The following is a 10,781-nucleotide window of genomic DNA, read 5'->3' as shown; positions in this document are numbered from 1 at the left end:
TCAGTGACCATATCTACGGTCAGGCGACGCTGACGTGGTTTGAAGAGATTTTCGAAGAGTATTAGTCAATCTTATGCTGTTTTTTCCAAGATTGGATGGCCCATTTATGGCTACCACGTTTAAGATTTTGGATAGCCTCGTCAATAGGGAACCAGGCAATATGATTAAAGTCTTCTAGTGGATTTTGCACTTCTTTGAAAGAAGTCGCTTCATAGAGGTGGGCAGGATTGTAGTAGTAGGTATCACGATGACGAGAGTAGAAGTATTCATCAGCCTGTCCATAATAGGTACCAATTTCAGCTGTGAAACCAAGCTCTTCAATCAATTCACGCTTTAGGGCTTCCTGATGATTTTCACCTGCTTCAATTTCGCCACCTGGTAGGAACCAAGCGCCATTAGGTGCTTGAATAAGAACAATTTGTTTTTGTTTAGCGTCAGGGATAACTGCATACACTCCATAGCGTGCAACATAGTCTGTATTTGCTTTTTTTTCTCCGAAAGTTGGGTTTGCCATTGCATTTTCCTCATTATCTAGTATCTTTATTATTATCATAATGGACAAAGGCAGAGCTGTCAAGAACTTATAGTTATTTTAGTAAAAAGAGCAGAAAATTTTCATTTTCTACTCCTTTTCTATAGGATTTATACTTCTTTTTCATAAGTTTTTACTTCAACTTTTTTGGCAGACTTAATTTGAATGTTTCCCTTGCTAGTCAGAACTGCTTTGAGGTCTTTTTCGCTTGGATTTTCAAGGTAGTAGTCAGTGATTGCGTCCTCAATATAGTCTTGAATAGTCCGACGAAGTGGGCGTGCTCCCATTTTTGGATCATAACCTAGGTCAACCAGCTTTTCCTTGACCTTGTCAGTTACATCCAAATGAATGTTGTTGCTAGAGAGGCGCTTGTTAACATCTGCTAGCATGAGCTCGACAATCTGAAGGAGATTATCCTTGCTGAGAGCCTTAAATTCGATAATGCCATCAAAACGGTTCATAAACTCTGGGCTAAAGAAGTTGCCGAGTTCACCGAGAACAGAGTTGGTACGTCCTTCTCTAGTAGCCCCAAATCCAACGTTGGCTTCAGACTTACCTGTACCTGCATTTGAGGTCATGATAATGATGGCATCCTTGAAGCTAACGGTCCGTCCTTGCCCATCTGTCAAACGACCATCGTCCAAGACTTGTAGAAACATGTGCATAACATCTGGGTGAGCTTTTTCCACTTCATCGAGAAGGATGAGAGAATATGGATTGCGGCGAACTTTTTCAGTTAATTGACCAGCCTCATCATAGCCAACATAACCTGGAGGAGCGCCGACCAACTTAGCCACACTGTGTTTTTCCATGTATTCACTCATATCAAAGCGAATCATACTATCAGCAGAACCAAAGAGTTCGATAGCTAATTGTTTGGAAAGTTCTGTCTTACCGACCCCAGTTGGTCCGACAAAGAGGAAGCTTCCAATTGGACGGTTAGGCGTACCAAGACCGACACGATTACGGCGAATAGCCTTAGCAATCTTATCGACTGCATCATCTTGGCCAATAATATGAGACTTGAGATCTTCGGCTAGATGGATGAGTTGAGATTGTTCTTTCTCTTTTAAATCACCAACAGGGATGTTGGTTTTCTGTTCAATAATATGCTCAATGGTTTTTTCACTGATGATTGGAGTATCCTGGTCTGTGACCTTTTTCTTTTGCATTTCCTTATATTTGGCAATCTGGTCACGGAAGTAGGCGGCTTTTTCAAAATCTTCTTCTCGTGTAGCTTGAGACTTGAGATTTTCAGCCTCAATCAAGCGCTGATCAATGACTTTAGGGTCTACAAAATTCAAGGTCAAATTCATCTTAGAACCAGCTTCATCTAGGAGGTCAATGGCCTTGTCAGGTAAGAAGCGATCTTGGATGTAACGATTGGAAAGAGTTGCAGCTGCTTCAATTGCAGCATCGGTATATTGAACGTGGTGGTAGTCTTCGTATTTCTTTTGAATCCCTTTGAGGATAGTGATTGTTTCTTCCACCGTTGGTTCATCAACCTTGACAGGCTGCATACGACGCTCGAGGGCAGCATCCTTTTCAATGATACGGTATTCATTGAGGGTAGTAGCGCCGACCAGTTGCAGTTCCCCACGAGCAAGGGCTGGCTTGAGGATATTTCCTGCGTCCATATTACCATCACTCGCAGAACCAGCACCGACAATTTCATGGATTTCATCGATAAAGAGGATGATGTCCTCACGTTTGCGAATTTCTTCCATGAGTTTTTGCATGCGTTCTTCAAATTGTCCACGGATCCCCGTTCCTTGCACCAAGCTAACCACATCCAGACGGATGACTTGTTTGCCTTGGAGTTTATGTGGAACATCACCATCAACAATTTTCTGAGCTAGGCCTTCGACAACGGCAGTTTTTCCGACACCCGGTTCACCGATAAGAACAGGATTATTCTTGGTTCTACGATTGAGAATCTCGATGACACGGATAATCTCATCGTCGCGCCCAATAACGGGGTCAATGTCTCCACGACGGGCAATCTCAGTTACGTTGATACCAAATTCTTCCAGCAGGCCTTTTTCTTGGCTTGCTGGTGGAGTTTGAGCAGAACCACGATTTTGGGAACCATAACCGCCGTTTCCACCGTAACCTCCACCTGATTGGGTTGGGGGAATAGGAGGAGTATTGCTAGAAGGTCTGAAATTGTTTAGGTCATTGAAAAAATCACCAAAGGGATCGAAGTCACGATTGTTCAGATCCGTCATACCTTTGAAGAGGCTATTGTTAGGATCTGTTTTGATAATCTTGTAGCAGTTTTGACAGAGGTCAATTTGTTTTTGTTTTCCATTGAGATTGGTGTAAAGATGAATTGTTGAGTCGTTGATTTTACAGTTTTGACAAAGCATACATCTACCTCATTTCTTTCTTTATCCTGATCTGTTTAAAGGTCAAAAATAGTCAAATTCCTATACTCTCATTATAACAGGATTGGGGTGTAAAGCAAGTAAAAAGATTGCAGCTTTGAAAAGTTGTTGCAATGAAAATTTTTGTGAATTTGGACTATAAAAAAATCCTATTTGTGAGACAAAAAGGATTTTGGTTAGACATGCAGGGACAATCCCAGCTTGTTTTAGATTAGTAGAGAAGTTCGTAAATCTCCATTGCAATTAAGTCAATGCTATCAAACGTATACGTTTCGCGAGCTTCTACGTCACGAAGGGTAAAGATTGAGCCGTTTTCTTCGTCGTGGCTGTACGCAACTTCTGCAACAACAACTCCTTCGCGTTCAAAATTACGTTTTAAATTTCCGCCATCGTTTGCCATTGCTTCAAGGCGGTTGATGATTCTAACCAAATGTGATTCCATTTTGATTCTCCTTCATTTCTTATCGTTACTATTTTACCATAAAGGAGGCCAACTTGACTAGAAAAAAACTAAGATTTCTCGCTAATTCTGCTAGTTTAAAGATTTTTAAATAAATTGGATAAAAGATTTGAATTTTAATTCAATATACGTTATAATCATACAGTATTCTATTTTAGAAAGCAGTGTGACTATGAATTTTTCTTTTTTACCTAAGTATTTACCTTATTTTAACTATGGGGCTGTTGTGACGGTTCTTATTTCTATCTGTGTTGTCATTTTGGGAACCATTTTGGGGGTTGTCTTGGCTTTTGGGCAACGTTCAAAGTTTAAACCGCTTGTTTGGCTGGCCAACTTGTACGTTTGGATTTTCCGTGGGACACCTATGATGGTTCAGATTATGATTACCTTTGCTCTTATGCACATCAATGCTCCGACTATTCAGGTTGGGATTTTGGGTGTTGATCTTTCTCGTCTGATTCCAGGGATTTTGATTATTTCTATGAACAGTGGTGCTTATGTTTCTGAGACTGTTCGTGCTGGGATTAATGCGGTTCCTAAGGGGCAGTTAGAGGCGTCCTATTCTTTAGGGATTCGTCCTAAAAATGCGATGCGGTATGTGATTTTGCCACAAGCAATCAAAAATATTTTGCCAGCATTGGGGAACGAATTTATCACCATTATCAAGGACAGCTCCCTCTTATCAGCTATTGGGGTCATGGAGTTGTGGAATGGGGCTACAACAGTTTCTACAACAACCTATCTACCTTTAACACCACTTTTATTTGCAGCATTTTACTACTTGATTATGACCTCTATTCTGACAGTAGCCTTGAAAGCTTTTGAAAAACATATGGGACAAGGAGATAAGAAATAATGACAGAAATCTTGATAAAAATTGAAAATTTACATAAATCTTTTGGAAAGAATGAAGTATTGAAGGGCATCAACCTCGAGATTAAAAGAGGAGAAGTTGTCGTTATCATCGGTCCTTCGGGGAGCGGGAAATCTACCTTGCTTCGCTCTATGAATTTGTTGGAGGAAGCAACCAAGGGGAAGGTTATCTTTGAGGGAGTCGATATTACGGACAAGAAGAATGACCTCTTTGCCATGCGTGAGAAGATGGGCATGGTTTTCCAACAATTTAACCTCTTTCCTAATATGACTGTGATGGAAAATATTACCTTGTCACCTATCAAGACCAAAGGTGAAAGCAAGGCAGTTGCTGAGAAGAGAGCTCAAGAGCTGTTGGAAAAAGTTGGTTTGCCGGATAAGGCAGACGCTTATCCACAGAGTTTGTCAGGTGGGCAGCAGCAACGGATTGCTATCGCGCGTGGGTTGGCTATGGAACCAGATGTTTTACTCTTTGACGAGCCAACTTCAGCCTTGGATCCTGAAATGGTGGGTGAGGTATTGGCTGTTATGCAAGATCTAGCCAAGTCAGGAATGACTATGGTTATCGTAACACATGAGATGGGATTTGCCCGTGAGGTGGCAGATCGTGTCATCTTTATGGCAGACGGTGTGGTTGTTGAAGACGGAATACCTGAACAGATTTTTGAACAAACCCAAGAACAACGGACTAAAGACTTCTTGAGTAAGGTTTTATAATCTATTTTAAAATTTCAAGACAAGATTAGTGAAAAGCTCAACCAGAGATTTTTCTTATAGTTTGAAACTATAGGATAGCCTAGGAAATAAGTGTTAGGGGGTGCAGGCAGTTTTTGCTATAATGGAAGATATTTGAAAGAAAAGAGAAGTGATATGACACAGATCATTGATGGGAAAGCTTTAGCGGTCAAATTGCAGGGGCAATTGGCTGAAAAGACTGCAAAATTAAAGGAAGAAACAGGTCTAGTACCTGGTTTGGTAGTGATTTTGGTTGGGGATAATCCAGCCAGCCAAGTCTACGTTCGCAACAAGGAGAGGTCAGCTCTTGCGGCTGGTTTCCGTAGCGAAGTAGTGCGAGTTCCAGAGACCATTGCTCAAGAGGAATTGTTAGACCTGATTGCTAAATATAATCAGGATCCAGCTTGGCATGGGATTTTGGTCCAGTTGCCATTACCAAAACACATTGATGAAGAGGCGGTTCTATTGTCTATTGATCCAGAAAAGGATGTGGATGGGTTCCATCCCTTAAACATGGGGCGTCTCTGGTCTGGTCATCCAGTCATGATTCCTTCGACACCTGCAGGAATTATGGAAATGTTTCATGAATATGGGATTGAATTAGAAGGTAAAAATGCGGTCGTCATCGGTCGTTCAAACATTGTTGGAAAACCCATGGCCCAGCTTCTTTTAGCCAAAAATGCAACAGTAACCTTGACCCATTCACGCACCCATAATCTTGCCAAGGTGGCTGCTAAAGCAGATATTCTTGTAGTCGCAATCGGTCGTGCTAAGTTTGTGACTGCTGACTTTGTCAAACCAGGTGCGGTTGTCATTGATGTCGGTATGAACCGCGATGAAAATGGGAAGCTCTGTGGAGATGTTGACTATGAGGCAGTTGCCCCACTTGCTAGCCACATCACACCAGTTCCTGGAGGTGTAGGCCCTATGACCATTACCATGCTAATGGAGCAAACTTATCAGGCAGCACTTCGGACATTGGATAGAAAATAAGAGAAAAATCGCTGAAGAGAGTGTATTTTCTATAGCTATATCTGAAATGGCAGAAATGAGTATTAAATTTTAGATATAAGATTACAAAAGGAGGTCTGCGCCTCCTTTTTGTTGTATAATAAAAGCGAGAGGAAAAAACGATGAAAGTGATTGATCAAACTTTACTAGAAAAAGTTATTATTGAACGTTCTCGTACAAGTCATAAAGGAGACCATGGTCGTCTGCTGCTGCTTGGTGGCACTTATCCTTATGGAGGTGCTATCATTATGGCTGCACTAGCTGCTGTTAAGAGTGGTGCAGGATTGGTGACCGTTGGAACGGACAGGGAAAATATTCCAGCTCTGCACAGCCATTTACCTGAGGCTATGGCATTTTCTCTTCAAGACAAGCAATTGTTAAAAGAGCAGTTGGAGAAGGCAGAAGTTGTCTTGCTGGGACCTGGTTTAGGAGACGATGCTTTTGGAGAAGATCTAGTCAAACAGGTCTTTGCTAGCTTAAAACAGAATCAGATTTTGATTGTAGATGGTGGTGCCCTGACCATTCTTGCTAGGACAAGTTTGTCGTTTCCGTCTAACCAGCTTATCCTAACTCCCCACCAAAAAGAATGGGAAAAGCTGTCTGGTATTGCTATTGAAAAGCAAAAGGAAGATGCAACAGCTAGTGCCCTGACTTCATTTCCTCAAGGAACAATTTTGGTGGAGAAAGGTCCGGCTACTCGTATTTGGCAAGCTAGCCAATCTGATTATTACCAGTTACAGGTCGGCGGTCCCTATCAGGCGACTGGGGGGATGGGAGATACTCTTGCTGGAATGATTGCAGGATTTGCAGGCCAATTCCGACAGGCCAGTCTCTACGAATGTGTGACGGTAGCGACCCATCTTCATTCAGCTATTGCCCAAGAACTAGCTCAAGAACAGTATGTGGTTTTGCCAACGGAGATTAGTAATTGTATTCCTAAAGTAATGAAAATTATTTGTCAACAAGAGAGGGTAAGCAAAGATAAACTTGTTTAAAATAGATAGATAAACCCACTTCCTTCTCTTAATTTATGATTCTTGAAATGCGCCTGCTTTAATGCTAAACTAGACGTATCAAAGTTAAGGTCTTGTTTTTGGAACTGGAAAGAGATGAACAAAGCAAATACATAAAAGATAAATTCATTTTTATTCGTTTTATAAAAATAAAATGCATGTTTTCAAAGGAAGATTGATAAAAAATGTAAATTTGATCTTTTTACTTGAATAAAAAGCGATTTCATAGTAGAATAAGAACTGAGAATGATGGAGGTAAATCGGTGGAAAATCTGAAGAAAATGGCAGGTATCAAGGCTGCTGAGTTCGTGAGCGATGGAATGGTCGTTGGACTTGGAACAGGCTCGACTGCCTATTATTTTGTAGAAGAAATCGGTCGTCGTATCAAGGAAGAAGGATTGCAGATTACAGCTGTAACAACTTCTAGTGTGACCACTAAACAGGCAGAAGGCCTTAATATCCCGCTCAAGTCTATTGACCAAGTAGACTTTGTCGATGTGACGGTTGATGGCGCGGATGAAGTGGATAGTCAGTTTAACGGAATCAAAGGCGGTGGTGGTGCCCTTCTCATGGAAAAGGTGGTCGCAACACCATCAAAAGAATACATTTGGGTGGTGGATGAAAGCAAGCTGGTCGAAAAACTAGGTGCTTTTAAATTGCCAGTAGAAGTGGTTCAGTATGGCGCAGAACAAGTCTTTCGTCGTTTTGAGCGAGCTGGCTACAAACCAAGTTTCCGTGAAAAAGACGGCCAACGTTTTGTGACGGATATGCAGAATTTTATCATTGACCTCGCCTTGGATGTCATTGAAAATCCAATTGCTTTTGGACAAGAATTGGACCATGTCGTTGGTGTTGTGGAGCATGGTTTATTCAACCAAATGGTGGATAAGGTAATCGTTGCTGGACGAGATGGAGTTCAGATTTCAACTTCAAAAAAAGGAAAATAGAAGGGGGCATAAGATGTCTAAATTTAATCGTATTCATTTGGTGGTACTGGATTCTGTAGGAATCGGTGCAGCACCAGATGCTAATAACTTTGTCAATGCAGGGGTTCCAGATGGAGCTTCTGACACACTGGGACACATTTCAAAAACAGTTGGTTTGAATGTCCCAAACATGGCTAAAATAGGTCTTGGAAATATTCCTCGTGAAACTCCTCTTAAGACTGTAGCAGCTGAAAGCAATCCAACTGGATATGCAACAAAATTAGAGGAAGTATCTCTTGGTAAGGATACTATGACTGGACACTGGGAAATCATGGGACTCAACATTACTGAGCCTTTCGATACTTTCTGGAACGGATTCCCAGAAGAAATCCTGACAAAAATCGAAGAATTCTCAGGACGCAAGGTTATTCGTGAAGCCAACAAACCTTATTCAGGAACGGCTGTTATCGATGATTTTGGACCACGTCAGATGGAAACTGGAGAGTTGATTATCTATACTTCAGCTGACCCTGTTTTGCAGATTGCTGCCCACGAAGACATTATTCCTTTGGATGAATTGTACCGTATCTGTGAATACGCTCGTTCGATTACCCTTGAGCGTCCTGCCCTTCTTGGTCGCATCATTGCTCGCCCTTATGTAGGTGAACCAGGTAACTTCACTCGTACGGCAAACCGTCGTGACTTGGCTGTATCTCCATTTTCCCCAACTGTTTTGGATAAATTGAATGAGGCTGGTATCGATACTTATGCTGTGGGTAAAATCAACGATATCTTTAACGGTGCTGGTATCAACCATGACATGGGTCACAACAAGTCAAATAGTCATGGAATTGATACACTATTGAAGACTATGGGACTTGCTGAGTTTGAAAAAGGATTCTCATTCACAAACCTAGTTGACTTTGATGCCCTTTACGGCCATCGTCGTAATGCTCACGGTTACCGTGATTGTTTGCATGAGTTTGATGAACGCTTACCTGAAATTATCGCAGCTATGAGAGAGAATGACCTTCTCTTGATTACTGCGGACCATGGAAATGACCCAACGTATGCAGGAACGGATCACACTCGGGAATATATTCCATTGTTGGCCTATAGCCCTGCCTTTAAAGGAAATGGTCTCATTCCAGTAGGACATTTTGCAGATATTTCAGCGACTGTTGCCGATAACTTTGGTGTGGAAACTGCTATGATTGGGGAAAGTTTCTTAGATAAATTGGTATAAGATGACGCGCTATGCTTTGCTGGTGAGAGGTATCAATGTTGGTGGTAAGAATAAGGTCGTCATGGCGGAGCTTCGTCAAGAATTGACAAACTTGGGACTGGAAAAGGTTGAGAGCTACATCAATAGTGGCAATATTTTCTTTACTTCGATAGATTCCAAAGCCCAATTGGTTGAAAAGCTAGAGACTTTCTTTGCAGTCCATTATCCATTTATTCAGAGCTTTTCTTTACTGAGTCTAGAGGACTTTGAGGCGGAACTTGAAAATCTACCAGCTTGGTGGAACAGAGACTTGGCACGAAAAGATTTTCTCTTTTACACTGAGGGTTTGGATGTGGACCAAGTCATCGCGACAGTTGAAAGTTTAGAGCTGAAAGATGAAGTGCTTTATTTTGGAAAACTTGGGATTTTCTGGGGAAATTTTCTGAAGAAACCTACTCTAAAACTGCCTATCACAAGGATCTGCTCAAGATGCCTTTCTATCGCCACATTACCATTCGCAATGCTAAAACTTTTGAAAAAATCGGTCAAATGCTAAAAAAATAATAAAGGAGACACACAATGACATTTTTAAACAAAATCCATGAAACAGCTGCTTTCCTGAAAGACAAGGGAATTCAAGCGCCTGAGTTCGGTCTAATCCTTGGATCAGGACTGGGAGAACTGGCAGAAGAAATCGAAAATCCAGTTGCAGTAGACTATGCTGAGATTCCAAACTGGGGCCGCTCTACAGTAGTCGGTCACGCTGGTAAATTAGTATATGGTGACCTTGCAGGTCGCAAGGTCTTGGCTCTTCAAGGTCGTTTCCATTTTTACGAAGGAAATCCTCTGGAGGTCGTGACTTTCCCAGTACGTGTCATGAAAGTTCTTGGATGTGAAGGTGTCATTGTAACCAATGCAGCTGGTGGTATTGGATATGGTCCTGGTACTTTGATGGCTATCTCAGACCATATCAACATGACGGGGCAAAATCCATTGATGGGTGAAAACTTGGATGACTTTGGTCCACGTTTCCCAGATATGTCTAAGGCCTACACTCCAGAATACCGTGCTACTGCCCATGAAGTTGCTAAAAAACTTGATATCAAGCTTGATGAAGGTGTCTATATCGGTGTTACTGGTCCAACTTATGAAACACCAGCAGAAATCCGTGCCTATAAGACACTGGGAGCAGATGCAGTTGGTATGTCTACGGTTCCTGAAGTTATCGTGGCAGCCCACTCTGGCTTGAAAGTTCTGGGAATTTCATGTATCACTAACTTTGCGGCTGGTTTCCAAGAAGAACTCAATCACGAAGAAGTTGTAGAAGTGACTGAAGGTGTCAAAGGTGATTTCAAAGGTTTGCTTAAAGCGATTCTTGCAGAATTGTAAGAAAAAAGATTTAAAAGGGGGAATACCTCTACCTTTTCATGATTGACTGGCTATTCGGAACAAAGAAGAAACATAGGTAGACTATGGGTTTCTTCCTACTCTTGTAACTGAAAGAGTCTGATAGTTAGCATTGTGAAAGACAAGAATCTAGGATGCTGGAATTAGCTTCCTAGCCAAGCAGACTAGTATGATAAGAAGAGATAAGAATGAATTTATACTCAATGAAAATC

General features: G+C 41.6%; 10 protein-coding genes and 1 pseudogene. 8 read left to right on the top strand and 3 right to left on the bottom strand.

The window, feature by feature from the left end; translation table 11 throughout:
- Window positions 1–61: 61 nt before the first annotated feature.
- From HT693_RS11235 to HT693_RS11225, 3 genes are all read right to left on the bottom strand, one after another.
- Entirely contained in the window at window positions 62–514 is a 453-nt protein-coding gene (locus HT693_RS11235) for an NUDIX hydrolase (protein WP_023938214.1), read from the bottom strand.
- A gap of 128 nt (window positions 515–642) precedes the next feature.
- Window positions 643–2,901: an ATP-dependent Clp protease ATP-binding subunit gene (locus HT693_RS11230; protein ID WP_000882510.1), complete on the bottom strand. Its 2,259-nt coding sequence runs from the start codon at window positions 2,899–2,901 to the stop codon at window positions 643–645.
- Window positions 2,902–3,130: 229 nt separating this feature from the next.
- Window positions 3,131–3,361, bottom strand: a complete 231-nt coding sequence (locus HT693_RS11225; protein ID WP_000443574.1) for a DUF1797 family protein — start codon at window positions 3,359–3,361, stop codon at window positions 3,131–3,133.
- Between the two features lie 190 nt (window positions 3,362–3,551).
- On the opposite strand from HT693_RS11225, the gene HT693_RS11220 reads away from it, so the two are divergent.
- From HT693_RS11220 to HT693_RS11185, 8 genes and pseudogenes are all read left to right on the top strand, one after another.
- On the top strand, window positions 3,552–4,235 hold the full coding sequence (locus HT693_RS11220) for an amino acid ABC transporter permease (RefSeq protein WP_001011644.1): 684 nt from the start codon (window positions 3,552–3,554) through the stop codon (window positions 4,233–4,235).
- A complete protein-coding gene (locus HT693_RS11215) occupies window positions 4,235–4,969 on the top strand; it encodes an amino acid ABC transporter ATP-binding protein (RefSeq protein WP_000136055.1) in 735 nt (244 codons plus the stop codon). Before HT693_RS11220 ends, HT693_RS11215 begins: the two co-directional genes overlap by 1 nt.
- A gap of 153 nt (window positions 4,970–5,122) precedes the next feature.
- Window positions 5,123–5,980 (top strand): bifunctional methylenetetrahydrofolate dehydrogenase/methenyltetrahydrofolate cyclohydrolase, encoded by an 858-nt coding sequence (locus tag HT693_RS11210; protein WP_000192111.1) that lies wholly within the window; start codon window positions 5,123–5,125, stop codon window positions 5,978–5,980.
- A gap of 140 nt (window positions 5,981–6,120) precedes the next feature.
- Complete coding sequence (locus HT693_RS11205) at window positions 6,121–6,993, top strand: NAD(P)H-hydrate dehydratase (protein ID WP_000863091.1); 873 nt, start codon at window positions 6,121–6,123, stop codon at window positions 6,991–6,993.
- A 281-nt stretch (window positions 6,994–7,274) separates the two neighbouring features.
- Complete coding sequence (gene rpiA / locus HT693_RS11200; protein ID WP_000429303.1) at window positions 7,275–7,958, top strand: ribose-5-phosphate isomerase RpiA; 684 nt, start codon at window positions 7,275–7,277, stop codon at window positions 7,956–7,958.
- 13 nt (window positions 7,959–7,971) lie between these two features.
- Window positions 7,972–9,183, top strand: a complete 1,212-nt coding sequence (locus tag HT693_RS11195) for a phosphopentomutase (RefSeq protein WP_000033102.1) — start codon at window positions 7,972–7,974, stop codon at window positions 9,181–9,183.
- A gap of 1 nt (window position 9,184) precedes the next feature.
- Window positions 9,185–9,726: pseudogene (locus HT693_RS11190) on the top strand (DUF1697 domain-containing protein).
- Window positions 9,727–9,741: 15 nt separating this feature from the next.
- Window positions 9,742–10,551: a purine-nucleoside phosphorylase gene (locus tag HT693_RS11185; protein ID WP_050207878.1), complete on the top strand. Its 810-nt coding sequence runs from the start codon at window positions 9,742–9,744 to the stop codon at window positions 10,549–10,551.
- Window positions 10,552–10,781 lie beyond the last annotated feature (230 nt).

The organism is Streptococcus sp. 2154, from assembly GCF_013277255.1.
In the GTDB taxonomy this organism is placed as follows: domain Bacteria; phylum Bacillota; class Bacilli; order Lactobacillales; family Streptococcaceae; genus Streptococcus; species Streptococcus pseudopneumoniae.
This window is presented reverse-complemented; position numbering and strand designations above follow the sequence as displayed.

What these genes read in the sequence shown, in the direction of transcription:
- HT693_RS11235 (WP_023938214.1), bottom strand. Translation starts at nt 514, where the DNA reads ATGGCAAACCCAACTTTCGGAGAAAAAAAAGCAAATACAGACTATGTT.
- HT693_RS11230 (WP_000882510.1), bottom strand. Translation starts at nt 2,901, where the DNA reads ATGCTTTGTCAAAACTGTAAAATCAACGACTCAACAATTCATCTTTAC.
- HT693_RS11225 (WP_000443574.1), bottom strand. Translation starts at nt 3,361, where the DNA reads ATGGAATCACATTTGGTTAGAATCATCAACCGCCTTGAAGCAATGGCA.
- HT693_RS11220 (WP_001011644.1), top strand. Translation starts at nt 3,552, where the DNA reads ATGAATTTTTCTTTTTTACCTAAGTATTTACCTTATTTTAACTATGGG.
- HT693_RS11215 (WP_000136055.1), top strand. Translation starts at nt 4,235, where the DNA reads ATGACAGAAATCTTGATAAAAATTGAAAATTTACATAAATCTTTTGGA.
- HT693_RS11210 (WP_000192111.1), top strand. Translation starts at nt 5,123, where the DNA reads ATGACACAGATCATTGATGGGAAAGCTTTAGCGGTCAAATTGCAGGGG.
- HT693_RS11205 (WP_000863091.1), top strand. Translation starts at nt 6,121, where the DNA reads ATGAAAGTGATTGATCAAACTTTACTAGAAAAAGTTATTATTGAACGT.
- HT693_RS11195 (WP_000033102.1), top strand. Translation starts at nt 7,972, where the DNA reads ATGTCTAAATTTAATCGTATTCATTTGGTGGTACTGGATTCTGTAGGA.
- HT693_RS11185 (WP_050207878.1), top strand. Translation starts at nt 9,742, where the DNA reads ATGACATTTTTAAACAAAATCCATGAAACAGCTGCTTTCCTGAAAGAC.